Annotated in this window: 16 protein-coding genes and 5 pseudogenes; 16 read left to right on the top strand and 5 right to left on the bottom strand. The window is 69.7% G+C overall.

The features are described from left to right. Nucleotides 1-188: 188 nt before the first annotated feature. The 3 genes from ACFWWR_RS40730 to ACFWWR_RS40720 all read left to right on the top strand — a co-directional run bounded on the left by ACFWWR_RS40730 (nucleotide 189) and on the right by ACFWWR_RS40720 (nucleotide 7,613). Nucleotides 189-1,859: an amylo-alpha-1,6-glucosidase gene (locus ACFWWR_RS40730; protein WP_384308941.1), complete on the top strand. Its 1,671-nt coding sequence runs from the start codon at nucleotides 189-191 to the stop codon at nucleotides 1,857-1,859. A 342-nt stretch (nucleotides 1,860-2,201) separates the two neighbouring features. After that, the gene (locus tag ACFWWR_RS40725; protein WP_383873791.1) at nucleotides 2,202-6,002 is read left to right on the top strand and encodes a hypothetical protein; all 3,801 of its coding nucleotides are present in this window, start codon (nucleotides 2,202-2,204) and stop codon (nucleotides 6,000-6,002) included. Between the two features lie 177 nt (nucleotides 6,003-6,179). Further along, nucleotides 6,180-7,613 carry a polysaccharide deacetylase family protein gene (locus ACFWWR_RS40720; protein ID WP_384308938.1) on the top strand — a complete coding sequence of 478 codons (1,434 nt, stop codon included), beginning with the start codon at nucleotides 6,180-6,182 and terminating at the stop codon, nucleotides 7,611-7,613. A gap of 105 nt (nucleotides 7,614-7,718) precedes the next feature. On the opposite strand, the gene ACFWWR_RS40715 is transcribed toward ACFWWR_RS40720, so the two are convergent. Together ACFWWR_RS40715 and ACFWWR_RS40710 are read right to left on the bottom strand one after the other, a co-directional pair. Then, nucleotides 7,719-8,384, bottom strand: coding sequence for a maleylpyruvate isomerase family mycothiol-dependent enzyme (locus ACFWWR_RS40715; protein ID WP_383873801.1), 666 nt, complete (start codon nucleotides 8,382-8,384; stop codon nucleotides 7,719-7,721). Nucleotides 8,385-8,864: 480 nt separating this feature from the next. Next, nucleotides 8,865-9,140 (bottom strand): hypothetical protein, encoded by a 276-nt coding sequence (locus ACFWWR_RS40710; protein WP_383873804.1) that lies wholly within the window; start codon nucleotides 9,138-9,140, stop codon nucleotides 8,865-8,867. 198 nt (nucleotides 9,141-9,338) lie between these two features. Between ACFWWR_RS40710 and ACFWWR_RS40705 the strand changes: the two genes are divergently transcribed. Further along, nucleotides 9,339-10,106 (top strand): class I SAM-dependent methyltransferase, encoded by a 768-nt coding sequence (locus tag ACFWWR_RS40705; RefSeq protein WP_384308935.1) that lies wholly within the window; start codon nucleotides 9,339-9,341, stop codon nucleotides 10,104-10,106. Between the two features lie 16 nt (nucleotides 10,107-10,122). Here the strand turns inward: ACFWWR_RS40705 and ACFWWR_RS40700 are convergent. Further along, nucleotides 10,123-10,254, bottom strand: a pseudogene (locus ACFWWR_RS40700) (ATP-binding cassette domain-containing protein); the annotation flags it as partial. A gap of 193 nt (nucleotides 10,255-10,447) precedes the next feature. Between ACFWWR_RS40700 and ACFWWR_RS40695 the strand changes: the two are divergent. Continuing rightward, nucleotides 10,448-10,504: pseudogene (locus tag ACFWWR_RS40695) on the top strand (hypothetical protein); the annotation flags it as partial. A 216-nt stretch (nucleotides 10,505-10,720) separates the two neighbouring features. Here ACFWWR_RS40695 and ACFWWR_RS40690 read toward each other — a convergent pair. Then, nucleotides 10,721-11,356 (bottom strand): DUF6461 domain-containing protein, encoded by a 636-nt coding sequence (locus ACFWWR_RS40690; protein WP_384308932.1) that lies wholly within the window; start codon nucleotides 11,354-11,356, stop codon nucleotides 10,721-10,723. 958 nt (nucleotides 11,357-12,314) lie between these two features. On the opposite strand from ACFWWR_RS40690, the gene ACFWWR_RS40685 reads away from it, so the two are divergent. The 11 genes and pseudogenes from ACFWWR_RS40685 (at nucleotide 12,315) to ACFWWR_RS40635 (ending at nucleotide 23,787) form a co-directional block, all read left to right on the top strand. Then, entirely contained in the window at nucleotides 12,315-12,806 is a 492-nt protein-coding gene (locus ACFWWR_RS40685) for a hypothetical protein (RefSeq protein WP_384308929.1), read from the top strand. After that, nucleotides 12,803-13,123 carry a transcriptional regulator gene (locus ACFWWR_RS40680; RefSeq protein WP_383873814.1) on the top strand — a complete coding sequence of 107 codons (321 nt, stop codon included), beginning with the start codon at nucleotides 12,803-12,805 and terminating at the stop codon, nucleotides 13,121-13,123. The genes ACFWWR_RS40685 and ACFWWR_RS40680 overlap by 4 nt, the downstream gene beginning before the upstream one ends. Nucleotides 13,124-13,501: 378 nt before the next feature. Continuing rightward, nucleotides 13,502-14,245, top strand: a complete 744-nt coding sequence (locus tag ACFWWR_RS40675; RefSeq protein WP_383873817.1) for a hypothetical protein — start codon at nucleotides 13,502-13,504, stop codon at nucleotides 14,243-14,245. Next, a complete protein-coding gene (locus tag ACFWWR_RS40670; protein WP_384308926.1) occupies nucleotides 14,235-14,864 on the top strand; it encodes a hypothetical protein in 630 nt (209 codons plus the stop codon). Before ACFWWR_RS40675 ends, ACFWWR_RS40670 begins: the two co-directional genes overlap by 11 nt. Before the next feature lie 518 nt (nucleotides 14,865-15,382). Further along, nucleotides 15,383-15,775 (top strand): annotated as a pseudogene (locus ACFWWR_RS40665) (DDE-type integrase/transposase/recombinase); the annotation flags it as partial. 283 nt (nucleotides 15,776-16,058) lie between these two features. Beyond that, complete coding sequence (locus tag ACFWWR_RS40660; RefSeq protein WP_384308923.1) at nucleotides 16,059-19,610, top strand: SpoIIE family protein phosphatase; 3,552 nt, start codon at nucleotides 16,059-16,061, stop codon at nucleotides 19,608-19,610. Nucleotides 19,611-19,681: 71 nt separating this feature from the next. Beyond that, a pseudogene (locus ACFWWR_RS40655) lies at nucleotides 19,682-19,800 on the top strand (IS5/IS1182 family transposase); the annotation flags it as partial. A gap of 655 nt (nucleotides 19,801-20,455) precedes the next feature. Then, nucleotides 20,456-20,866, top strand: coding sequence for an NAD(+)--rifampin ADP-ribosyltransferase (arr, locus tag ACFWWR_RS40650; protein WP_384308920.1), 411 nt, complete (start codon nucleotides 20,456-20,458; stop codon nucleotides 20,864-20,866). Nucleotides 20,867-21,008: 142 nt separating this feature from the next. Next, nucleotides 21,009-21,384, top strand: a pseudogene (locus ACFWWR_RS40645) (ISAzo13 family transposase); the annotation flags it as partial. A 161-nt stretch (nucleotides 21,385-21,545) separates the two neighbouring features. Next, complete coding sequence (locus tag ACFWWR_RS40640) at nucleotides 21,546-22,430, top strand: LysR family transcriptional regulator (RefSeq protein ID WP_384308917.1); 885 nt, start codon at nucleotides 21,546-21,548, stop codon at nucleotides 22,428-22,430. A gap of 301 nt (nucleotides 22,431-22,731) precedes the next feature. Next, nucleotides 22,732-23,787 carry a cellulose binding domain-containing protein gene (locus tag ACFWWR_RS40635; RefSeq protein WP_384308950.1) on the top strand — a complete coding sequence of 352 codons (1,056 nt, stop codon included), beginning with the start codon at nucleotides 22,732-22,734 and terminating at the stop codon, nucleotides 23,785-23,787. Nucleotides 23,788-23,867: 80 nt separating this feature from the next. Here the strand turns inward: ACFWWR_RS40635 and ACFWWR_RS40630 are convergent, their stop codons facing one another. Then, nucleotides 23,868-24,821, bottom strand: a complete 954-nt coding sequence (locus ACFWWR_RS40630; protein WP_384308914.1) for an expansin EXLX1 family cellulose-binding protein — start codon at nucleotides 24,819-24,821, stop codon at nucleotides 23,868-23,870. Between the last annotated feature and the right edge of the window lie 1,088 nt (nucleotides 24,822-25,909).

The following is a 25,909-nucleotide window of genomic DNA, read 5'->3' as shown; positions in this document are numbered from 1 at the left end:
GGCAAGCACGGCGACGATGGTGACCGGCTTGTCGCAGTGAGGGCAGTTGCGGGTTGCGGTCGGTGTCGTGCAGGGGGTTCGGGCGATGGCGGCCCGGTCGGTTCTGTCTCAAGGGTGTCGTTGGCGTCGTCGCGCTCGCGTCGTCGGCGGCGAGCTGCTTCAGCTTTGCAGCGTGGTGCCCAGTAGGTATGGCGGGCAGCTGCCTGTGGGTTGACCTGGAACTGGGGCCAGCAGATCGGGCGGTCGCGGAGTTCAGCCAGCATGTCCGGTCACTCCGTTGCGGAGGTTGTCCGAGTGGGCCTGGTGCGATCGCAGGGGCGGTAGGACGGGCCGTCAATGAGGGCTTCACAGGGCTGCGGGAAGTCTCCCAGCACACCCACATGAAGCTGACCCAGGTCGCTGAACAGGTCCTCAAACACGGTCAGGGCGCGGCGCTGCCCGATGTCGTTCTCGGTGAACTGCACGCAGCGCTGGCCTGCCACGCTGCCTCCCCGTCTGACGGGGGGCGGCCCGCTTCGTCCTACAGGCACCGGCGTCCGGCCATGGCGCCGCCGGGGTCGTCCAGGAGGGTGATGCGGGCGGTGATGCGCTTGCCCGACTTGCTGCCGCTGCGCTTCGAAGCTCTGCGCGACGGCCATGACGATCTCCAGACCGTGCTGGCCGACCCGTCCCGCGTCGGCGCCCTGGGCCACCGGCAGGACCGGATCGCAGTCCCACACCACCACCTCGACCGTGTCGCCGACGATGCGCCGGTCCATCAGCGACGCGCCTCCGGGCAGGGCCGGCATCAGCAGAGCCGCCGCTCTGGCTCGGCGGGTGCCAAGGGCGAGGTCGGTGGGCTGGCCCTGATCGCGCATCGGGGTCGTGACGCCGGTTTCGGCGCGGCCGTAGCGGGTGACGTGGCGGGTCTCGTCGTGGTTGGAGAGGACCCAGGTGGCGGGGGCGCCGACGCTCGCCAAACCGGCACCGGCCTGGCCAATCAGGGCTGGAAAGACTCCGGGGACGCCGCCCGGTTCGCCGACGGCCGCTTCGCCGAAGCCCCCCTCGCTCTTGCCGAAGTACAGGGCTACGCCTACGAAGCGGCCCTCGCCGGGGCGGCACTCCTCGACGCCTTCGGACTGCCCGACGGCGAACGCTGGCGGACCTTCGCGGCGGGCCTCGCCGACCGGTTCCGCGGCCGGTTCTGGGTCTCTGACCAGCACGGCCCATACCCAGCCATGGCACTCGATGGCTCGGGCCTCCCCGTCGACTCCGTCACAAGCAACATGGGCCACCTCCTGTCCACCGGCATCCTCAATGCCGATGAGACCGCCGCCGTCGCCGCCCGGCTCACCGCCCCCGACATGTCCGACGCCTACGGGCTGCGCACGATGTCGTCGACGTCCGGCGGCTACGGCCCCCTGCGCTACCACTGCGGCACCGTCTGGCCCCACGACACCGCCATCGCCGTCACCGGCCTCGCCCGCAGCGGCCACCCCGACGCCGCCGCCCGGCTCATCGAGGGCATCCTTGCCGCGGCACCGGCCTTCGACTACCGACTGCCTGAACTGTGGGGCGGCGACGCCCGCACGGACACCCCCGCACCGGTCCCCTACCCGGCCGCCTGCCGCCCACAAGCCTGGTCGGCCGCAGCAGCCATCGCCCTCATGACCGCGATGACCGGCCTGGAGCCCGACGTACCCGCAGGCCGCCTCCACCTCCGGCCCACGGGCCCACTCCCCGTCGGCGCGCTCACCGTCACCGGGCTCACCGTCGCGGGAGAACGACTCGACATCACCATCGCCTCCGACGGCCGGATCGACTCGGTATCAGCCCCTGCGGGACTGACCGTCGAGGAACACACGGCCTCACGAGCCTGAAGATCACCCCGGCCATCGAATGACATCGCCCGGTACCGCTCAACCATGCCCTTCCCGCTGAACACAGCTGGTGGGAACTGAGCCGGCGGGGGAAGTCGGCGTCGCCGTCACCCCCGATGCCTCCGGCCGGTGGCCCCCCGGCACGCCGATACCCCGCCCGCCCCGACCTCCCACCGGGCGAGTGCGTCGCGTCGCGGGCCTGACCCACGGTCCGGGGTATCGAGCTGGTGCCCTGAGCCCGAGGCAATCCCGGCCTCCTCGGCGGGGCCAGGATTGCCTCCGGACGGGCGAAAACGTAGGTTGAGCACCGTTTCTTGTTTGATGGTTGAAAGGTGCCACCAGGTGGGCCGACGAGAGAAACCAGTCGACCCCGGTGCCGGTCCGGTCCAGCGCCTCGCGCATGACCTGCGCCTGCTGAGGGAGAAGGCCGGGAAGCCGCCGTACCGGGAGATGGCGGAGCGGGCGGGCTACTCCACGACCGCGCTGTCGCAGGCCGCGGCCGGCGACCAGCTGCCGACTCTGGCGGTGGTGCGCGCCTACGCGGAGTCGCTCGACGCCGACCCGGACGAGTGGGAGGCCCGTTGGCGGGAGGCGGACACCGAGCTGCGTGCTCCCACGGCCGACGAGCGGGCTCCGTACCGTGGGCTGGCCCGCTTCGAACCGGCTGACAGCGACCTGTTCTTCGGCCGGGAGGCACTGGGACGCGAACTCCTGGATCTGGCGCAGGCGCACCGGTTCGCGGCGGTGTTCGGGCCGTCCGGCAGCGGCAAGTCCTCGCTGCTGAGGGCCGGCCTCGTCCCGCAGCTGCGGGAGAGCGAGGGCGCCGGCCGCCCGGCGGTGATCCGGGTGCTCACTCCCGGCGAGCGACCCGGCCGCACACACGGGCAAGCACTCGTTCCACAGGACGGTGAGCTGGACACCTGGGTGATCGTCGACCAGTTCGAGGAGCTGTTCACACTCTGCCACGACCGCGAGGAGCGGGACCGCTTCCTGGACCTGTTGCTCAGGGCGCGTGAGCCGGGCAGCCGCCTGCGCGTGGTGGTCGCGGTGCGCGGCGACTTCTACGGCCACTGCGCCGCCCACCGGGAGCTGGCCGAGGCGGTCAGCCGCGCCAATCTGCTGGTCGGGCCCATGAACGGGGGCGAGCTGCGCGAGGTGATCACCGGCCCGGCCACCGCGGCGGGGCTGAACGTGGAGCGGGTGCTGACCGCGCGGATCATCGAGGAGGTCGGCGACCGGCCGGGCGCGCTGCCGATGCTCTCGCACTGCCTGCTGGAGACGTGGCGCCGGCGCCGGGGCCGTACGCTGACGCTGACCGGCTACGAGGAGACGGGCGGCGTGCGGGGGGCGATCGCCGCCACTGCGGAAGAGGTGTACGGCGGCCTGTCCACGCAGCAGGCACGGACCGCCCGCCGCATCCTGCTGCGGCTGATCTCACCCGGCGGCTCCGCTTACGAGCAGGGACCGGCCCTCCCCTCGGGCACCCCCGACACGCGCCGCCCGGCATCCCGCGCCGAACTGGCCGGACCGGATGCACAGGACGTACTGGAACGTCTTGCCGCCGCGCGCCTGATCACTCTGGACGGCGACAGCGTCGAGCTGGCCCATGAGGCACTGATCACGAGCTGGCCTCGGCTGGCCGGCTGGATCGAGGAGAGCCGGGAACGGCTGCACGTGCAGCGGCTGCTCGGCGAGGCCGCCCGTGCCTGGGACGGGCTGGGCCGCGATCCCGGCGCCTTGTACCGGGGCACCCGACTGGCCCGGGCCGAGGAAATGTTCGCCGACAAGGGGGCGAGGGCCGAACGGAAGGCCGAGGACGACGACCTGGCCCAGCTGGAGCGGGCGTTTCTCACCGCTTCCCTGGATGCCCGGCATGCCGAGCGGGACGTCAGGGCACGCGCCGCCCGTCGTACGCGCGCGCTCACGGTGGGCGTGTCCGTCCTCCTCGTGTGCGCGCTGGCGGCCGGTCTGCTCGCCTGGCAACGCGACCGGGCCGGCGCGCAGGAGTCCGCGAAGGCCGCAGCCCGCCGCCTGGCCACGATCGCCGACAGCCTGCGTTCCAGCGACCCCCGCACCGCCTCCCTGCTCGGCGTCGCGGCGTGGCAGCTCGCTCCGCTGACCGAGTCGCGCTCTGCGCTGCTGGCGGCGCTGGCCCAACCGGAAAGGGACGCCTTCACCGACCCCCAGACGGGCAGAGACGTCCGGCGCTTCCTCACCGACCGAGGCCGGACCCTCGTCAGCGTCGCGAACAGCGCGGTGAATGTGTGGAGCGTTGCCGATCACCGGCGTACCGCGACCTACCACCTGCCCAGCGGTATGGAGGTAACGGCCGCTGGTGCCGACTCCCGCTTTCTCGATCTCACCGGGCCGGACGGTGAAGTGCTGTGGGATCACGCCGCCGGGAAGCCCGCCGCCGAACTGGGCGACACGACTCTCATGGACACCTCGGACGACGGATCCGCGTACGTCACCGGCCCGGCGGGCGAGGGAGGCACGGTGCGGGTACTGCGGACCGAGGGCACGAGGACCGCCTTCTCGGCCGGCGTCCCGGACGGCCTGTCCATGACGGCCGTCAGCCCGGACGGCCGGCTGCTGGCGCTGTGCCCTGCCGGGGCCCCGCCGCAGGTGTGGGACACCGTCAAGCACCGGCGGCTGACGGGAGACTGGGACAAGGCCGACGGCATCGTCTGCGGCACCGGCACCGGCGCGGACGGCGGATCCCGCCTCCTGCGGTTCAGCGCGGACGGCCGGCGACTGGCCGTCGCCTACGGAACGGCCACCGCGGTCTGGGACGTGGGCAGCGGACGCACGGTCGCCGACTTCCAAAGCGGTGGGATCTCCGGGTTCACGCGAGCCGCCCTCTCCCCCGACGGGCGGTTCCTGGCCACGGCCGACGACCAGCAGATCGCCGTGTGGCGACTGGACAACGGGGGCACCATCGCCTACCAGCGACCGTTGTCCGGCGCTGAAGTGAGAGGCCTGACCTGGGACCCGGGCAAGCAACGCGTCCTGCGCTTTCTGGACGGCGCCACCGTCCACAGCTACGACCTCACCGACCGCCTCGGCGCTCGATGGCAGGACACCGAGACCGACGCAACCGCCCTGAGTCCCGACGGCACATCCCTGGCCACCGTCGCCCGGTCCGGCGGCGGCTACAGGTTCGAGCTGCGCTCCACCCTCCCCCACTCTCGGCTTAGCTCGAGCGGGGGGACCCCCATGGGCCGGGTGCTCGGCCGGGCCACTCTCGGCTCCCTGCCCTCGCCGGACAGCACAACAAGCCCGTTGCTGTCCTTCAGTCCGGACGGCCGGTCGCTCGCCGTCGCCGACACCACCTCCTCGCAGGGCTCCCTGCGGCTGCGGTTCACCCTGTGGGACGTGCCGACGCACAAGGTGCGCACGTCCTTCGAGACCTCCGGCGCCGCTGACCGTCCCCTGGCCGGTCTCGCCGCGGGTCCCGGAGGGCGGACTCTGCTGGCCCTGCGCGAAAGCGGGGCCGAGGTGTGGGACACCGCACGCGGCCGCAGGTCACGGATCCTTCACGGCATGTCCGAGACGGCCCTGGCGGTCCGGCCGGACGGGCGGCTGCTGGTCGGCTACGACGACGAGTACGGGAACCTGCCGTCCGGCAAGGTCACCGGGCGTGCCCTCGCCGACGGCCGGGAGGTCACCGCGCTCGCCTTCAGCCCCGACGGCAAGCGGCTGGCAGTCGGTGACAAGACCGGGCACGTCACCCTCTGGGACGGCGACGCCCGGCGTCGCACAGGCGGGTTGACCGGCACTGCCGACACGGTGTCGCGGGGTCAGCCCGAGTCCGTCACCGCGCTCGCCTTCTCCGCCGACGGCCGCACCCTCGCCGTGGGCGGGAGCGCCGGCACGCTACGGCTGTGGGACACCGAGGGCCAGCAGCTGCTCGGCGGCGATCTGCCGACGTCCGGTGACGAGATCCGCTCGCTCTCCTTCGCCGGCGACGGGGGCACGGTCTACGCATCAGGCCCGGACGTGCCGCTCCAAGCCTTGTCCATAGCACCGGAGCAGGCCGTCCGCACCGTCTGCGAGCGAGCGGGCGGCGGGCTCACCCGGGCCCAGTGGCGCAGCTACGTCCCCGACGCCCCGTACCGCGAGGTGTGCCCCGTTCCTCGCTGAAGAAGCCGCCATCGGGGGCGCGGAGGATTGTTCAGAGTGACCCCGAGGGTCGCTGAAAAACGCTCCTGACCTGGAGCATCGAGAGCACGACGGCCGTTCGCGCACTTCTGCGCCGGACGGCCGACCGGCGTCCGTTCCGCGACGCCCGGCACGTCCTCTCTCCCCCAGGTGCTCCGCATGCGTTCTCACGCCCTCCTCCCCTCGACTCTTCTCCTGCTCGGTTCGCTCTTCCTGACCGCGGCCTGCGCCAACGGGTCCGGACTCCCGGACCCCGCCCCTGAGCCGGTGCAGGCCGGACCGTCCTCCTCCACCTCCCGGACGGTCGACCCATCGAAGATCAAGGGCCTGGAGATCGTCAACGACAGCAGCGAGCAGAGCTCCTGCCCGTTCGCCATCAGCTACCCGGATGTGCCCGGAGCGGAGGCGATGACGGCCGCGATGAAGAAGGACGTCGACCGGCTCGTGGCCTCCTTCCGCTCCAACAGGTGCGGCACCGGCTCGCTTTCGGCCGGCGAGCTCAACGTCAGCCACCGGTTCCTGGTTGCCTCCGGTGACGTGCTCGGAGTCCTGCTCACCACAGTGGACGGCAGTGGGGCCGGCAACGGGCAGTCGACCAGCACGTACTGGTACGACGGGGAGGACGGCGCCTACCGTCACGCGCTCGGTCTCATCGCAGACGGTTCACGGGACGCCTTCACCGCCGCCCTGAAGAAGCAGCTCAGGGGTCGCGAGGGGGTGGACCCCACCTACCTCGACGACGCTTTCGCCGACACCACCCACCGCGCCGATCTACTCGACGACCTGTCCTTCACCGCCGACGGCGGTCTCCGAGTGCAGCTCGACTCAGGCACGGTGGGAGCCTCTGCAGCCGGGTCCTACGTCGTGTCCCTCGACAAGGCGACGATCACCCCCTGGCTGTCCTCCTTCGGCCGACGCGCCCAGAAGCAGACCGAGCAGCCCAGCAGTGGCCTCGACCTGGGCGCCCCCAGCACACCCAGCGCGGCCGTGCCCACCCACACCGCCTCCGCCGACGACGACACCGACTGCAAGAGGGTCAAGTGCATCGCCCTGACCTTCGACGACGGCCCTGCCGCCCCGGAGACCGCGACCCTGTTGAACCACCTCGCCCGTTACAGGGCGCGCGCCACCTTCTTCACCGTCGGCCAGAACGTGGCCGCCCATCCCGAACTCGTACGCGCCGAGGCCAAGGCCGGCCACGAAGTCGGCAACCACTCCTGGAACCACCCCGACCTCACCAAGCTCACCCCCGAGCAGGTCGCCTACCAGCTGGGCCGCACCAGCACCGCGATCAAGGCCGCCACCGGCAAGGCCCCCACTCTCTTCCGGCCGCCGTACGGCGCGGTCAACGCCAAGGTGAAGGCCTCCACCACACTGTCGCCCGTGCTGTGGGACGTCGACACCGAGGACTGGAAGTACCGGGACAGCGCCAAGGTCGCTCAGGCAGTCATCTCCAAGGCCCGACGCAACAGCGTCGTCCTGATGCACGACATCCACCCGACGTCCGTCGCCGCCGTCCCGGAGCTCCTTCGCACCCTCACCACCGAGGGCTTCCACTTCGTCACGGTGAGCCACCTGCGCGCCACGCTGTGATCAGAGAGCTGACTCGAGCCCGGACCGAAGAACCCGCCAAGGTCACTGACACGCGCAGGTCCACCTCGGCGGCCCGCTGCCACGGGCGGTGGGCCGCCTTCACCGTCACGTCATTCCGCAGCGCTCGCGGAGGCGCTCAACACCGTCGCCTTCCAGGTCGTTGAGATACGCCGTGCGTCCGGTCATGGCCATCGTCAGGGCCAAGGTACTGCCGGACACGAGTGCCCCGGATCCGGTCTTGAACGGGCCGTCATTTGCGACGAGTCGTAGGTCACCGATGCGCCCCTTGGCAAGGACCACCAGATCCGACCCTTGGTAGTACTCAGCGACACGTGTGACCGCCTCAGTTGGGTAGTCACGACGAATGTCCAGCGGTCGCCGGATGTCCTCCGCATGCACGATCGTCTCGCCGAGCATGGCCACGGCAGGGAGGGGAGGCTTGGTCCTGCTGGGGACAACACGCCGGAACCGCTCAAGCGTCTCGGCCGGGGTTGCACCGAGCTGTTCGGCTAACCGCATTGCTACCTGTTTGTCGAAGTCGAATCGGCAGCGGATCACACCCGCCAGCCAGCGCACAGCATTGAGGCTCGCCCCCGCAGTGAGGTGCGCCAGCACCTCACGCACCATCAACCCGGTGCACAGCGACGGGGTCTCCCACTGATCGTCAGGCAAATCTGCAAGATCGGCTACCAGCGCCGCTCGCTCAGTACGGATCAGTGGCCAGACCTCGGCCCCCGTTCTGCGATCTGCTACCAGGTCCGAACCAGTCATACGGGCGAGTCTCCTGTCACGAGTCGTGCCTTGCATGGCGCCTGGACCGGAACACGTGGTCGTCCGGCCCGGGGGTTCGAAGAAGAGACCCTCCCACTGGAGCAAAGTCATCGCTCACGGGGTGACTATTCCTCAAGGCGTCCGAACCAGGACCTCGCAGGCATCAGAGTGGACATGCTGAGCCGGCATCAGGTCCTGACGCTGATTCCCGGGTTCTGGCTCACTTTCCGTGGAGCATGCACGCAGAGTGACGGGTCTCTGGTGAGTGGCCCTGAGGAAGTTGCCCGGAACTAGCCCGTACCGGGTGCAGTGCGGCTGACAGTTCGGCCTGTGGAAGAAGTGGTGCTCCGGCTGCCTCCGCCGGCCGGAGACCCTCACCGAGACCGAGTTCCTTCGCCTCAAGGTAGTTCTGGTCCAATGCCCTGAACTCGATGCTCTCACCGGCCACGTCCGCTCCTTCGGCCAGCTGTTCAGTACAGGTCAGACCACGTCATCAAGGAGCCCGAAGCCCTCCGGAAACCCTTCCAGGAACTCCCGCCGCGCAGGGTCGGACTCCGCTTCGGTCATCGTCCCGAGCAGGTCGATCAATTCACCCCGCTGCTCGCTCGACAGCTTGCTGACCAGGTGGGCGACACCCTCCAGGACCTTGACGGCGTCGTCCGGATCCATCTGCTCATCTTCACTGCCCTCAATGAACCACAGGACGTCGACCAAGGCCTCGCCGAGGGCGTGGGTCAGAGACGAGTACACGGGCATCAAGGCGGACTCCCAGCAGGTCACGGTGGCAGAGTCCGACCATCCCACCACACACCACTGACATCACACTCAGTCAGCGCTCCACGGAAAGTGAGCCAGAACCCGGGAAATGACGGCACTGTCGTCAGTGAGGGCGCTCGCGCCGACCACGGGGGACGACCGGCGCCTCCCGGGAATCAGGCACGGTAGCCTCGGGCCATGCCCGAGAGTTCGGTGGCGCACTTCTACGACGCACTGGCCGACGACTACCACCTGATCTACTCAGACTGGGACGCAAGCATCCGTCAGCAGGGGGACGCCCTGGACGCCCTGATCTGCCAGGATCGTGCGGCGGTGCTCGACTGTTCCTGCGGCATCGGCACGCAGGCCATCGGCCTGGCGCTGCGCGGACACCGCGTCACCGGGACCGACCTCAGCCCCCGTGCTGCCGCCCGCGCTGCCCGTGAGGCCGCCCGCCGGAGCCTGAATCTGCGCACGGCCGCCGCCGACATGCGACGCCTCCCGTTTCCTGATGGCCGGTTCGACACCGTCGTCTGCGCCGACAACTCGCTGCCTCACCTGCTGACTGAGCAGGATGTGCACGCCGCCCTGGCCGAGATGCGCCGCGTGCTGCGTCCCGCCGGCCTGCTACTGGTCAGCACACGTCCCTACGACGCCCTGCTGCGCGACCGCCCGCCTTCGACGCCTCCACAAGTCCACCGGACCACCGACGGCAGGGAACGAACCGTCACCTTTCAGCTCTGGCACTGGCACGATGACGGCGAGCACTACGACTTGGAGCACTTCCAACTCCTTCCGGCAGGCGGAGAATGGCGCGTCCAGGTCCGCCGGACCACCTACTGGGCACTCGGCCAGGGCCGGCTGGCCGGCCTTGCGGTCGAGGCCGGGTTTGTCGACCCCGTGTGGCGGATGCCGCAGGCGACCGGCTTCTTCCAGCCGATGCTCGTGGCCCGCGCTGGTGAGTAGGTGATGGTTCCGCCGCCCGGCCCGCCCGCTCCACTACACCGCTGTCAGCGACGAGATCTCCGGCCAGGATGCGCAGCAGGGTGCTCTTACCGGCGCCGTTGTCACCGACGCGGCCCACGAGTTGCCCCGCAGGAAGGTCAAGCGACACCCCGCGCAGAACAGGACACCGTCGGTAGTTTCTCCGCACACCTCGCACGCGCAGTACTGGTTGAGCGAGCTCATCACTGCACCCTCCACATGGCTGCGCACCGCGGCCCAGATGTTCTCAACCTCTGTGTCCGACCGAACGCAGTCACGTCCTCGGCCTCCAACGACGCGCATGTGGCAAGGCCGGGGCTGGCGTGGTGGAGGTCGCGGCCGCAGATGATGAGACCGCGTTCGCGGTCCCGGCGTTGCTCGCCGCACGCTGGGGCATCGCACCGGCGGACCGTACGACCCAGGAGCCCGGGGCATTGCGAGGTGCCAGCTGGCGGGAAGGCGACAGGTCAGCTCAGACGGTGACCTGGCAGAAGCGGGCAACAGGCGGACAAGCGCTGTTCTTCGAGGCCTGCATCCACGAAGTTCGTGCTCATGTCCTACCAGCAGGAAAGGGGACGTGGCTGTCCGGGGGCGCGTCAGGTGAAAGCGGCTGCCGGAAGCTCTGCCTCCGTCTCCTCACAGGGGAGGTAGATGCCGAGCTCGCCCTCCAGGAACCGCAGGAACGCGACATCGCCCAACTCGGCACCGTCGTCCACGAAGCCGAGCGCCACCTCGGCTGGGACGCCGTTCGAAAGGTGCGGCAGGCCAGGCTCGAAGGACGTCACCACATTGCCGCGGCAGGCATAGTCGACGCGGCTGAAGCTCTTTGCGTTGCGATGGACGCAGAACGCCCGCCCCCGCTCGGACAGCGCCGCGAGGTACGTACCCGTATGGCAGTGGAATTCCTCCAGCGCATACGCCCAGCCCGCCACCGAGCCCGCTCGGACGATGGTGTCCGGCGGGGCGGGCAGAAAGCCGGCGCTTGTCAGCTGGGCAACTGCCGCTTCATCTTCCCAGTCCAGGAAGTCGAGGTCACTGATGTGGTCCTCCTCATCCCGCAGCAGCAGCTCGTACGCTGCGGAGCGGGTGAGCAGGACCATGTGGCGCTCCTCGGCGCCGACGCGGCGCAGCAGCTCGTGCGGCGAGAGGCCCTCACTGAGTGTGAGCGTGAAGCTGGTGCTGTAGGCATCGGCTATCCAGCCCAGCCCGCTTTCCGTAGGTCCCCGGTTCATCAATCCGCCCTCCCCGCACGGTGGCCGCCGCGATGCCGGCCCTTGAGAGCAGAATCTAACGCTCATTACCGACACCCACATGCGGTAGGACAGCCCAGAGTCCGGAGGCCATTGGGCAACTAGCGGAACCTGCCAACGCTGTGCTGGCCCTACGGGCGCGCTCACCTCTTACTCAACGGAGTAAGCAACAACAATCACTAGATACAGAATCGCGTCGTTTCCGGAGATTGGGGCCGGCGGGAGGCGCGCCGCGGGGGCGATCAGCCGATGACCAGCCGTGGTCGGGGCTGGCGTGACCGGTACGCGCGGTGCCATACAGGCCGGTGCCGCACCGGACAGGGAGCGGATCCGGGGATGATCGGCGTGGACGCGGGCAGCGGAGACCGGCTGGCGCTGGCATGCAGACGCAGTACCGGATGGCCACCACCGAGCAGATGCACCAGGTGATCGCCCCCAAGGTGCGCATCGAGCAAGGGTGGCGTACGCGCTGTACGAGTCCCTCGGGCTCCAGCGCGTCCGGGGCCGAGGCATCGCCCTGCGAGCCGGCGCCCTCCGATCCGACCATCGGGCCACCCGGCAGCTCACCCTCGACGAAGGCGACGACAAACCGCTGGCGATCGAACCCGTCGCCGACCGCGCCCGGGCCCGGACCCGGGCACAACGTGCAGGATCGGCCCGTTCATCGAGTGCACACACGACCCAGGAGGGGGAGGACCAAGGGCCCGGCTTCATCGCCGGCGCGCTGGTTCACCCGACACCCCGCACGCAGCGGCCTATCTCCACGGTCACAGCTCGGCGACACCAGCAACGCCTGGCTGCGCTGCGAGACGGACGCGGCCCTCAGTGTCTGGCAGCGGCCTGCACGGGCGGGAGACAGAACCCAACGGGCGAGCCGTCACTTGCCGTACCGGAAACTCGACCCTTTCCATACTGGAAACCAGCCGCTACTCTTTCCGTCATGGAAACTGACGGGGTACGACTGACGCCAGAGCAAGCCCGTTCCGCCCTGGCCGACACCGAGCACATCCGGGCCTCCGCCGCGGCACTGTCGGCCACACCGTGGCCGACCTGGTTCTTCATCACGCTTACGCTCTACCTCGCCGCGCTCCCGATCACCTACGGAGGCGTCATGGCCGATTCGGACTGGCTGCTGCCGGGCCCCGTCTGGATGGGCATCATGCTGGCGATCACCGCGGTGTACGGGGCACTCTTCGCTGTGGCGGCCAAGACTTGGCGTAACAAAACCGGGGTGGCACTGCGGTTGGACGTGCTGCCGAAGCGGGCGACCGTGCCGCTCATGGTCGGCCTGCCCGCGCTTCTGGTGGGGGCTGCGTTCGCCTTCCGCGTCACCGGATGGCCGGCGTGGCTGATCGCGGCCTCACTGATCAGTGCCGCCGTGTCCGTCGGCTTCCACCTTGCCTTCGTCCGGTTGCACCGGAAGACCGCGTGAGCGCCGAAGCCCGCGGCCTGCTGGAGGGCTTCGACACCACCATCCACGCCCCGAACCGGCTGCGCATCTGCGCCCTGCTAGACACCGCGGGCGAGGCGGAGTTCGGCTTGGTCCAAAAACAACTCGACCTCTCCGCCTCCGTGTTGAGCAAGCACGTCACCGTGCTGATGGACGCCGGCTACGTCGAGCAGCGCAAAGCCGTCCGCGACACCCGCCAGCGCGTGTGGCTCCGCCTGACCCGGCGAGGTCGGGATGCCTACCAAGGGCACCTCGCGGCGCTGCGGGCGATAGTAGGGCCGTCGGATCCGGTTCCCTGATCATGATCGGAGCCGTGATGGAAAGCCGGCCTCCCACCGGAACGCGGGAGGCTTGGCTGCCGCGTTCCGCCAAGGTCTTCAGCAGGCGTAGGTCTTTCTGTCCGCTGCGGTGTCCCAGTTGCAGGACCTGATGGTGCCGACGGCGGCGTTGGTGTCGGCGCTGCCGGGCTTCTTCAGCCGCAGGTCGGGGTTCCTGTCGGAGCTGGTGTTGAGGCACCGCAGGTGGCGTCGGCCTGCCCGGCATGCACTCAGCGCACGGCGCTATGGCGTGGCGTCGTGGGCGCGGCCGGCCGGGCGGCGGATATCCAGATCAGGTGGCCTCGGCGATGGCGGCTGGGAGTGGGAGACACAGGTCGGTGGCCAGTAAATTCGGGTGACATGCCTCGATCCCGTCGGCATCATCTGTCAGTTGTTCTGCACGTCCGACTTCGGGGGTACACCACGTCCATCCACCAAGAACTACGAGCCTGGTCGCTGCCCTGGTCCGAGGCCGACCCTCGTCGAAACGCCTTCGAGTGGGACGACGACGAGGAGGCCCGGACTACGGCGCTGGTCGCCCGGATGACACCTCCTGCCGATGTCGATCGGATGGAGAACTTCCGCTTCATGCGGGAGGTGAGCGCGCTCCTGGCGTCGCGCTACGGCCGCTGGTCCTGCGGCTGGGACTGGTCGATCCACAACGGTGGGCCTGTTGGCGCTTGGTGCTGCGACGCGCATTCGGTCGGAGAGGCGGAGGAGACCGCCGCACGGGTGGTGGCCTCGTTGCTGGAATGGCGTGACTGGCTGGAGGAGATGGCCGAGCGGTTCGAGCAACTCGCCCCGCTGCCCGACGCGGATGCTGAGGACCGCAGCTGGCATCTGGAACGCGCGGTGACCCGCTTGGTCACCACGGTCGTGGACCGCACCCACGCCGAGTCGTCCTGGTACGGGCTCTGCGACACAACGCTGACCTGGTTCCTCTCTTCCACCGGTCTGGGACCGGAGGCGGCGGAGAAGGCGGTGGAAGCCGCGATCGGCGGCCGGTTCAAGAGCTGGGCCGAGCCCGCCCCGACCCTGGTCGACGCGGTGGGCGAGGACCTGGCGGTCCGCCTCACCGGTCGCGGGTTCTACCGTGAGCGATGACGCACTGGCCCGGTGGTGCCAAGTCAGGGAGCAGGTCGACTGGTCCTCGGTTGCGGCCACGAGCCCTGCGCCCGTGCGGGCGGCCGTCGACGGACTCGCCGCCTGGTTCGACGGCCCGGTCCGCCACCGCAACCGGGACCGCGCCGAGCGGCTGCTCACCGCGATGACCCTCTCCCGTGCCGCGGCCTCACAGGGAGAACCGCTCACCCTGCCCCTACTCGACGACTGGCAGAAGTTGGTCCTCGGCATACCCGATGTGTGCCTGCGGCAGGGCGACGCCTTCGCCAAGGGCGGCCGGGAACGGTACGGGCTGACGCCGCATACCTGGCGGGACTTCGCCGCCTGCCTGCGCCAGAGCGCAGACCCGTCGGTGCCGTTGCCTGCCCGGGCGGCCAGGGCATATCTGGACATCGCCTTCTTCCACCCTTACCCGGACGGCAACGCCCGCCTGGCACTGCTGGCCCTCGCCCACGTCCTGGAGGCGGAGGGAGTCCGCCTGGACGAAGTGGGGCCGCTGCAGACCACCCGCTACGCGGACGACCCGGTCGGCGCCCTTGACCTCGCGGCGCTGGTCTCGGTCCTGATCCGCACCACCCATCGTCGCGCAACCGCGCAGTGACAGAAGTCGTCCCGGCCCCGCCTCCTCCCCCGGCTGGGGTCCCAAGGACGCGGCGGAGATCGCCCGGTTCGCGAGAGGGAACTCGAACTCGCCGGGCTGATCGTCACCCACGCATTCTGGAGCGGACTCACCCCGACCGACGTCCCCGCGGCACGTGACGCGCTCAAACACCACCACGAGCAGCCGGCCGACGCCTCCGTCTGACGGCGGGCCGCCACTCTGTCGGCGGCCGGGCGCGGCGACCGCTCCGAAGCCCACCCGTCGAGCGCGCCCCGGTCCCCCCTCTGCTGCGCCAGCGCCCCCCATCGCCTTCCTCATCCTCAACTCCGGCCAGGGCATTGCACCGGGGCGCACCCACCGTCGTGCCCTTGCGTTCGCCCCTGCGGGAGGCGAAGAAGTTTTTGTAGGCGGCCTCCACGTCACGCAGGGACTGCTGGAGCACCACCGAGGAGACCTCGCCCAGCCAGGATCGTGCAGCGGTCTGTTTCGCGGCGGTGATCAGCGTTTTGGACATGCGGCTGCGGCGCAGGCACCGCACCACGACCGCGGACCCGGCCGCGGCGAAGGATCCGGACCTGATCGGCCGCGACTTCACCGCGAGTGAGCCGAACACGAAGTACGTCGGCGACATCACCCATCTCCCGCTGGAGGGCGGGAAGTTCCTCTACCTGGCCACCGTGATCGACCTCGTCTCGCGCCGTCTGGCCGGCTGGGCGATCGCGGATCACATGCGCACCGGTCTCGTCACCGACGCCCTGGCCGCCGCCGAACGCACCCGACGCACCCTCACCGGAGCGGTCATGCACACCGACCACGGAGCCCAGTACACCAGCTGGGCCTTCGCTGAAGCGTGCCGCCGGGCCGGCGTCAGCCAGTCGATGGGCGCGATCGGCTCCAGCGCGGACAGAGCATTGCCCGCCGTCCGGCCTTGTCCGTCGCTTGTCCGTCGGCGCCGACGGTGTCGGCCGCCCGCAGGACTGCGAGTCGACGATCACCGCCGTCGACGCGGCGCTACAGGCGTACACTGCTGGGCAAATAGCCCTTAATTGCCTAAGCTTCATAATTCGGGCAAAATGTAGCCATAACTGTCGGATTCGACATCCGATCCGCCCAGGAGATCCCGCAGCGAGTGGCAGTCGGCAGTCCTGGGAGGACGCGGGCGGATCGCACAGGCGCCAGGAGGAAGATCTTTCGATGACCCGGCCCGATGACCCGCGCACCGCGGCGGCCCGGGTGTTCGCCGAGGGGGGCGCGTTCGGCGAGCTTCTGGCAGGGATCGACTGGGCGGCGACACCGCTCGGGCCCCCCATCTCGTGGCCGGGTCCCCTGGTGGACACCCTGCGCCTCATGCTCACCTCTGAGCATGGGATGGCTCTGTACTGGGGGGCTGAATTCGCCACGCTGTACAACCTGGGCTCCACACCCATTGTCGGCACCAAACACCCCTGGGCGCTCGGCCGGCCCTACAAGGAAGTGTTCCCCGAGGTCTGGGCCCACCCCGTGAGCTCCCACTTCCACTATGTGACCGGCACCCGCAAGTCCCTGCTGGTCCCGGATGAACTGCTCATCATGGAGCGCCACGGCTTTTTGGAGCAGTGCTACTTCGACTCCGCCTTCCAGCCCGTGCTGCTGGACGACGGCACCGCCGGCGGCGTGCTGCAGATCCTCACCGAGACCACCGGCCGGGTACTTGGCGAACGCCGTCTGCGCTTGCTGAGCGAGACCGGCGCGCGCACCGCCGGGCTGACCGCCCCGGGCGAGGTCGCCCGCGTGGTCGCCGAGGTGGCGGGCTCCTACCCCGAGGAAATCCCGTTTCTGGGCCTGTACCTGGCTTCCGAGCGGGGGATGCAGCGGCCGGCGGCCCAGACCGTCTCGCTGAGTGCGGCCGACGGGTCGCAGGTGGCGGCCCGGCTGGCGCAGGTGATCGCCGACGGGGCCCCGGCCACGCTGCCGGCCGCCGCGTTCACCGGCGGCAGCACGGCCGGGCAGCACGCCGCGGCCTCCCGGCTCCCGGTCGAGCAGGCGCTGGCCCTGCCGCTGCACTGCGCGGGCAAGGTGGAGGGCGTCCTGGTGGTGGGCGTCAACCCCTGCTTCCCTCCGGCCGGGGCCTACCACGACTTCCTGGAGGTCCTCGCCTCCGCCGTGGCCGGGGCGCTGTCGGCCGCGCTCGCGCACGAAGAGCAACGTCGGCGGGCGGAGGCGCTGGCCGATCTGGACCGGGCCAAGACCACCTTCTTCGCCAACGTCAGCCACGAGTTCCGCACCCCGCTCACCCTGCTCCTGGGCCCGCTCCAGCAGGCTCTGGTCGACGAGGACCGGCCCGAGCGGCGCGAGCAGCTGGAGCTGGCCGAGCGCGGTGCCCTGCGCCTGCTGAAGCAGGTCAACACCCTCCTGGACGTCGCCAGGGCCGAGGCAGGGCAGATGCGCCCGGCCCTTGAGCCGGTCGACCTCGCCGGTGCCACGGCCGAGCTGGCCGGGGTGTTCCGCTCCGCCTTCGAAGCGGCCGACCTGACGCTGGAGGTGGACTGCCCGCCGCTGCCCAAGCCGGTGTCCCTGGACCGGGAGATGTGGGAGAAGATCATCCTCAACCTGCTCAGCAACGCCCTGAAGTTCACCTTCACCGGCGGCGCTCGGGTGCAGGTGGCCGCGGCCGGCGACCGGGCCCGGCTGACGGTGACCGACACCGGCACCGGCATCCCCGCGGACGAGCTGCCGCGCCTGTTCGAGCGCTTCCACCGGGTCCGCGGCGCCCGCTCCCGCTCCCACGAGGGCAGCGGTCTCGGCCTGGTGCTGGTGAAGGACCTGGTGGAAGCGCACCGCGGCACCGTCGGCGTGGACAGCCGGCTCGGCCTGGGCACCACCGTCACCGTGGACCTCCCCTGCGCCGCCGCCCCCCGGCCCCGCCCGGCCCCGCCCGGGGCTGTCGCCGCATCCCCCGGGGAAACCCCCAGGGAAGGCGGAGACGGCCGGCCCGGCCGCGCCGCAGCCTATGTCGACGAGGCGCTGGGCTGGCTGACGGCCGACCCCGTCCCCGCGTCGGCCACCCCCGCGGCACCCACCCCGCACGCCCCCGCGAACCACGATGCCCCCCACGTCCCCGACCCGCACGAAACCGACCGCCCCCACCGGGCCCGCCTGCTGGTCGTCGACGACAACGCCGACATGCGCGCCTACCTCACCCAGCTCCTGCAGCCCGACTACGACGTGCTGCTCGCCGCCGACGGCAGGGCCGCCCTGGAGATGGCCCTGGCACAGCCGGTGGAGCTGGTGCTCAGCGACGTGATGATGCCCCGCATGGACGGCTTCGAGCTGGTCCGGGCGCTGCGCGCCGACCCGCGCACCGCCCGCCTGCCCGTCGTCCTGCTCACCGCCCGCGCCGGCGAGGAGGAATCCGTGCAGGGCCGGCACGCAGGCGCCGACGACTACCTGGCCAAACCCTTCTCCGCGCGCCAGCTGCTGGCGCGCGTCCGCACCGGGTTGGAACTGTCCCGGCTGCGCGAACAGGTCCTGACCGAGACACGCAACCAGCTGGCCTTGCTGGCCTCCCTGGCCGACGCAGGCCTGCGGCTGTCCGCCACCCTCGACCCGGACCAGATCCTGCAGACCGCCGGCCAGATCCTGCTGCCCGACTTCGCCGACCAGATCAGCATCCACCTCACCACCGCGGCACCCGCCCCGGCGCAGTCACCCCCGGCATACATCGCCGGCACCCCCCTTCTTGCCCGCGAGGCTCTGGCCAGCGCCGCCACCCACGCGATCAACGGCACCGCCCCAGCCCCATCCGACCCGCACCCGGTGCCCGCCGCCGTGCTGGCCCTGCCGCTGCACGCCCACGACCAGACGCTGGGGGCCCTGGTACTAATCCGGCACACCGGCGGCTACTCCGCGGTCGAACACAAGTATCTGGAGAACCTCGCCCACCGCCTGGCCCTGGCCTACGACAACGCCACCATGTACCACAACGAGCGCCGCCTCGCCCTGACCCTGCAGCGCGCCCTGCTGCCCAGCCGTCTGCCCCAGGTACCCGGCGTGCGCCTGGCCACCCACTACCGGGCCAGCAACCGCGGCGCCGAGGTCGGCGGCGACTGGTACGACGTGCTCGCCCTGCCCGACGGCGCCGTGGGACTGGCCATCGGCGACGTCATGGGCCACGACGTGGAAGCCGCCACCCTGATGGGCCAACTCCGCTCCGCCCTGCACAGCCTCGCGCTGGAGGGCGCCGGCCCGGCCCAGGTGCTGACCAGGCTGGACGCCTACGTGCAGTCGCTCCCCACCGAACGCTTCGCCACCTGCCTCTACGCGGTCTACGACCCCCACCATCACCGCCTGCGCTACGCCGCCAGCGGGCACCTGCCGCCCCTGCTGATAGCCGCCGACACCGCCTACCTGGAGCTGCCCCCGGCGCTGCCGCTGGGACTGGGCAGCACCCCAGTCGACCGCGAGGTGGCGTTCCCGCCCGGCACCAGCCTGCTGCTCTACACGGACGGTTTGGTGGAGAACCGGGCGCTGTCCCTCAACGACGGCCTGGCTGCCCTGCTCCAGACCTGCGGCGCGCTGCCCGCCGCCGCCCGCCCCGACCCCCAGCAGATCGCCGAACGGGCCCTGGAAATGCTCAACACCCCCGACCGGGTCGACGACGACGCCGCCCTGCTCGCAGCCACCGCCGAACCCTCGTGTCGAACCGGCGACCCGCAGACCGACCGAAGTGCCGAACAACCAACCGCTCCTGCTCGCAGTCACTGCTGAGCAAGCTGCGGATTTGCCGCAGCTTGACGAGTTAGGGCCCTGAGGTGTCCGGATAGCCCCCCTCACTAGGCCTGCGTCCGCGTTGCTTCGGCAAGTTGGCCACTGCACTGCGTCGCGAAGGTGCAGATCCGGTTCGCAAGGGCCGCCCATGGTCTCTTCACTGGAGGATCGGGTGCTGCTCGTGGCGGCGTCCACGTTCGCGCTGGGCGAGGAGAGGCTGGTCGGCTCGGATCGCACAATCAGCTTCAACTCGGCGCGCTACTCGACCCCTCCGGGCTGTACCGGTGCAAGGGTGTGGGGCCGGGCGTTCGGTGAGGAACTCTCCGTCTCTGCCCGCACCAACTCCGAGGACCTGTTGTCGGCTGTACACCTTTAGCTCGACGGAGATCGCCTTCCCATCGGCCCCGGAGCGAGCCGCTGGCTCAAGGAAGCCGCACCCGCCAGCGCCATCCGCATCCGCATCCGCATCCGCATCCGCGCCAAGCAAGCGGCCGGGAGCCGGTCGAGTTCCGTCAGCAGTGGCGGCACCTGCCGGTGGTTGAAGGCCGCGTCGCCATAGGGGTCCAGGGCCCCCGAGCATCGGAAACTCCGTCGGGTCCGATCCGCGAATGCAACGGTCCACTCCACACCACCGTGCATGCGGGCAACACGTGCTCGTCGCGGGCTCTGACCTGCTTTTGTGGGAGGTGTTGTGTGCGACTTTCCAGTCGAGCAGTTCCTCACCCGTGCGGCGGCGGTGGAGCATGACCAGGCTGGTGCCCGGATTGTGGCTGGTGTGATCACGGCGTGCGAGCCGTCCTGGATAGCTCGCCGTCACAACAGCTTGGTCTTGATAACCTGTGGCGATGGACGAGGCGTTGGACGAGGGGCCGTTCTTTCACGGCACAAAGGCCGAGCTGCGGGTCGGAGATCACCTCACCGCCGGTTTCCGTTCCAACTACCGGCCCGAAGTCGTGATGAACCACATCTACTTCACCGCGTTGCGTGACGGCGCGGGACTCGCCGCCGAACTCGCCGCCGGCGACGGGGCTCCGCGAGTGTATGTCGTCGAACCGACCGGGGAGTTTGAGAACGATCCAAACGTCACCGACAAGAAGTTCCCCGGCAATCCCACCCGCTCCTATCGCAGCAGGGAACCGCTCCGGATCGTTGGGGAGGTCACCGACTGGACGCGACAGACACCCGAAGCTCTCCAGATGTGGCGAGACCGGCTGGCCGCAATCCGTCTGGATGAACGCGCCGAAATCATCAACTAACCTCGATCTTTCGTGATTGGCCGTCAGCTCTTGCTGGCGACCGATCTGCGTTCGGCAGTGTTCTTCGGTCGTGACGGTGGCCCGACTGTCGCGTCGGCTGGGCCGCCGGGTTCCACCTGACGAGCGGCAGCGACCCCTGTTGGTGGCCGTGGAGGCCCGGGTGGCGCACGGCGGTGTCCGGGCCGTCGCCCAGGCCGCTGCGGTGAGCGAGACGACAGTACGCAAGGGTGAGTTCGAACTCGAGGCGGGTGAGGAGCCTCTGGGGCGGGTGCGTCGTCCGGGCGGGGGCCGCAAGAGGGTCGCGGATCTGAACCCAAGGCTGCGGCCGGCACTGAGTTGTGCGTGGTGACCCGATGTCGCCGTTGCGGTGGACGGTGAAGTCCACGCGCACGCTTACGCGGGAGCTGACACGGGCCGGGCACCGCGTCAGTGCCGACACCGTCGCCGACCTGTTGAGGGCAAGCTTCAGCCTGCAGGCCAACGCCAAGACGAATGAGGGCAGCCAGCACCCGGACCGGATGCTCAGCCAATCCGAAAAGGTCAGTAGCTGTGACCGCGCTTCGGTGACGATCAAGGCCAGCGCATCGGTGGTCCGTACTTCGTCGAGGCGTTCCTTCACGCCACCATGGTCGGGACCAATTGAGTCGTCGGTTGATTTCTTGAGGGGCACAGGGCGCGTATGGACATTCGGCAGCTGGAGTACTTCCTTGCGATTGTTGATCACGGGGGGTTCAACCGTGCGGCCTCGGCTCTGTACGTGTCGCAGCCGTCGCTGTCGCAGGCCGTGCGGGCACTGGAGCGTGATCTCGATTCCGAGCTGTTCAATCGCATCGGGCGTAGGGCAGTCCTGACGGAGGCCGGAAGGGCCCTGATCGAGCCTGCCCGGGAGGCCGTGCGGAGTCTGGAGACGGCGCGGGCGAGTGTCACGGCGGTACATGAGCTGCGTGAGGGGCGCCTGGATGTGGCGTCGATGCCATCGCAGGCGGTGGAGCCGCTGACGACCTTGGTGAGTGCCTTCAGCCACCGGTATCCCGGCGTCTCGGTGGTCATCAAAGCGGCGTTCACGTCGCGTGATGTGATCGACATGGTGCGCACGGGTGCCGTGGAGTTGGGGCTCCTGGCGTCCGCCGGTCCGGTCTCCGACAAGGAGGTCGTCTCACATGCGCTGGGGCGGCAGCGTTTTGTGCTGGTGGTCCCGGCCGACGGCCCGTTCGCCGATCGGACGGCGGTGGAGTGGCGGGAGCTTGCGGGACAGCGGCTGATCGTCGGGCAGCGGGGTACCGGGATGCGCGCCTACGTCGACGGGGTGCGGGAGCAGGGCATCGAGTTCACCGTAGCCGCCGAGACCGAGCACCGCGTGTCGCTCATGCCCCTGGTACTGGCCGGGGTCGGGCTCGCGGTGGTCACGGATTCCTGGCGGGACGTCGCCCGGCGACTGGGCGCCCGCGTCCTGGACATCGAACCGGAGACCACCCTGGACATCGCCCTGGTCAGCCGCCGCGGCGGCCTGTCGCCCGCAGCCGCCGCATTCGTCACGGCCGCAACCTCGGTCGCCGACAGCTGATAGGCACCGCTTATAAGGGAGATCCGCTTTGTGTCTTGGACGCCCCACGGCCCGCCTTGCTGCAATTGGCGGCATGACAACGGACCACCGCATTGCGCTAATCCCCGGCGACGGCATCGGCGCCGAGGTACTGCCCCCAGCACAGCAGGTGCCCGCGTCACCCAACACCTGAAAGCCGGCCTGCACCAGGGCAGACCTCACCCGTTGACGCGGTCATCGCGTCGTCAATCCCGACGATCGGGACGGAGACCAGGCGTCGGGCCACGTCGATGGCCGGACCGAGCGAGGAGCAGGCGGACTTCTGACCACAGCGTCAGTGGCGCAGGCCGACACCACGATCTGCCAGCCCTTCGGTTCAACGACCATCCAGGGCCGCTACGTGGTCCAGAACAATCGCTGGGGCACCAACGCCACCCAGTGCATCGCCGTCACCGACTCGGGGTTCAGGATCGCCCAGGCTGACGGATCCGTCCCGACGAACGGCGCTCCGAAGTCCTACCCGTCCGTCTACAACGGCTGCCACTACACCAACTGCTCGCCCGGCACCAACCTTCCCGCTCAACTCAGCACCATCTCCAACGCGCCCACGAGAATCTCCTACAACTATGTCAACGACGCGGCGTACAACGCCTCGTACGACATCTGGCTCGACCCCACGCCCCGAACCGACGGCGTGAACCGGACCGAGATCATGATCTGGTTCAACAAGGTCGGACCCATCCAGCCCATCGGCTCCCCGGTCGGCACCGCCACCGTGGCCGGGCGCGAGTGGCAGCTGTGGGCCGGCAGCAACGGCTCAAACGACGTGCTGTCGTTCGTCGCACCGTCGGCGATCACCAGTTGGTCCTTCGACGTCATGGACTTCGTCCGGCAGACCGTGTCCCGGGGACTCGCGCAGAACAACTGGTACATGACGAGTGTTCAGGCCGGGTTCGAGCCCTGGCAGAACGGTGCGGGCCTGGCCGTGAACTCGTTCTCCTCCACCGTCAACACGGGCTCCTCCGGTGACCCGGGCGGCCCCGGGGACCCTGGAGGCTCCTCGGCCTGCAAGGTGGCGTACGCGACGAACGTCTGGCAGGACGGCTTCACCGCCGACGTCACCATCACCAACACCGGCTCCTCCCCCGTCAGCGGCTGGAAGCTCGCTTTCACCCTCCCCTCCGGGCAGCGGATCACCAATGCCTGGAACGCGAACCTGTCCGGGTCGTCAGGAGCTGTCACAGTGAGCAACGCGGCCCACAACGGAGAGGTGGCGGCCGGCGGCCAGGCGGCCTTCGGGTTCCAGGGCACCTCCAGCGGCATCTTCGCCAAGCCCTCCGGCTTCAGCCTGAACGGCACCGCCTGCACCACCGTGTGACACACGCTCACCTTCCGCTTGTGGTCCGCGCCGACCGCGGTCAATGGCTGGTTCGGAGGGACTCACTGTGGGCGGCGGGGTCAGTGCCGGGCGAACTGGACCCCCGTCGACTGCACTGCCTCCGGCCGCAAAGCGATCCCGCTGATGGTCAGTTGCTCTCCGTAGATGTCGGTGAGCCTGATCGCACCGCCGCACCCGCTGCCGTCGGGAGAGAGAAAATAGTTGTAGTCGGTGCGGGCCAGTTGGCGCCAGCCGCCGCCGGTGCGGACCTCCAGCCGAGCGAGCGGGTTGCGGTGGCCGATCGCCTGAACGCCGCACCAGTAGGGGCTGGATCCGTTCTTGTAGCGGATCGAGATCGTGCCCGACGCGTCGGGGCTCAACAGGCTCCAGGTGATCGCGATCCGGCCGGTCGAGACGGGAGCCAGTTTGGCGAAGGCCTGTTCGCTGAGGTCGAGTTGCCCTGGCGCACAGGGCAAAGGGCATTCGTTGGTGATCCGGACCGTGACGGAGGCACCGTTCGCCGCGCGGACGAGCACGTGGGCCCCACAGGCCGCGGACGTCTCGTAGTCGGTGGTGTTCATCGCCGCGATCATCATGTCGCTGCTCGGGCCGTACGAGCAGGCGCCGTCCCCGACCCCGGCCTTGTAGACGGTGGCGACTCCCTGGTAGGTGCGCTTGGGCTGGATCCGTCCGGCCAGCGATGACGTGGCAGGAGCCGTCCGCGAGGAGGCCGATGACGGGGCCGCCGACGTGGTTGCAGAAGCCTTCGGGGTCGTAGCGCTGGCCGAGAGGGTCGGGGAGGAGGCGGACGGGGAGGGTGTGGAGGACTTCTGCCTTGGCGGTGTCGGTGGGAGAGTTTCCTCGGAGTCGGCGACGGCCGTGGCCGAGGACCGCCCGGCATCCCCCTTGGGGTCGGATTGCATCGTCATGACCAGGCAGACGAGAAGACCGGTGACAGCCAGCCCCGCGGTGGTGCCAACCATCAGCCGACGTCTGTGCCTGCGCTGCCGCGCGGCCTGGCGTGTCTCTTGCATGTTCGTCCGTTCGGAAGAGCGTGTCGGTGTTGCAACTACTCAGTTGCCGCAGGTGGCGAAAAGGTTGCCGCCGATTTTTCGATCGAGTCGGATTCCCGGACATGAGGCGCCGGACGGAAGTGCGGGGCACGGTCTCTGTGACGGCCACCCCCTCGGACGGCAGCGCGTGGCAGGGGGATCGACGTGAGTGATGGGGCCCCTCAGCCGACGGGACCCCGGCCAGACGCGGCCGTGCCCCCACCCAAATCCCTGTCGCACCGAAGAACCGGCTGGACCTACAGCGCCGCCTTAGGTCGAACCACCTTCCCGACATCGCGCACGCCCAACGCTGGATCTTCCACACCCTGACCGGATCACCCCCGCATCACGCGCACCAGCCATCGCGCCCGCCACCCCGGCCCGACGCCAGCAGTACAAGCGATTTCGCTGGCGCATCCTGCCCGCCGAGGCCGACCTGCTCACCCACACCGCACGCACGATCCTCGAAGAACACGGCATCGACGAACCCGTCCAGTGGGCCCCACGACTGGACGCCGCCAGCCTGCAAGAACTCCAGCTACCGGGACCTGACCCCGACAGCATTACCGCTGCCCAGCTCCACCAGCCCGTACCCGTCGGCGACTTCTCCATCGCCCAGGTTGCGCAGGCTCTGAACACCACCACGGCGAATGCCATCTATCTGCTGTCCCGGCACCCGGCCGATTGGAGTCCGCCCCGATTTCGCCGTACTCAGCACACGGCCACCCGTAACGGGCAATGGCGCACCTGGTACGAACAAGACCGCCTGTCGCTCCAGGACATCGCGGACCGGGAAGGAACGAGCCTCGCCACCGTGCGCCTGGCACTACTCAAGAACGACGTTCCACTCCGCCCCGCCGGCTCCTGTCCCGGCCGCCCGCGAAAAAGATGAGGCATCCCTCCGTCTCCGTTCGTGCGCTGATGTGTGGCCACTGCTGTCTGGGTGGTGAGGACAGGACGCAGAGCGTCGGGGGGGGGGGGGCCCGGGGTGCAGGGCCCCCCACCCCGGTTTTTTGTGTTGGGGTAAAACGTGGGTGGGGGGGGGGGGGGGGGGTAGGGGCGGGGGGAAC

The organism is Streptomyces sp. NPDC058678 (genome assembly GCF_042714835.1).
Lineage (GTDB): Bacteria > Actinomycetota > Actinomycetes > Streptomycetales > Streptomycetaceae > Streptomyces.
Note: the sequence above shows the minus strand (reverse complement) of the source record. Positions and strands in the feature narration are given on the sequence as shown.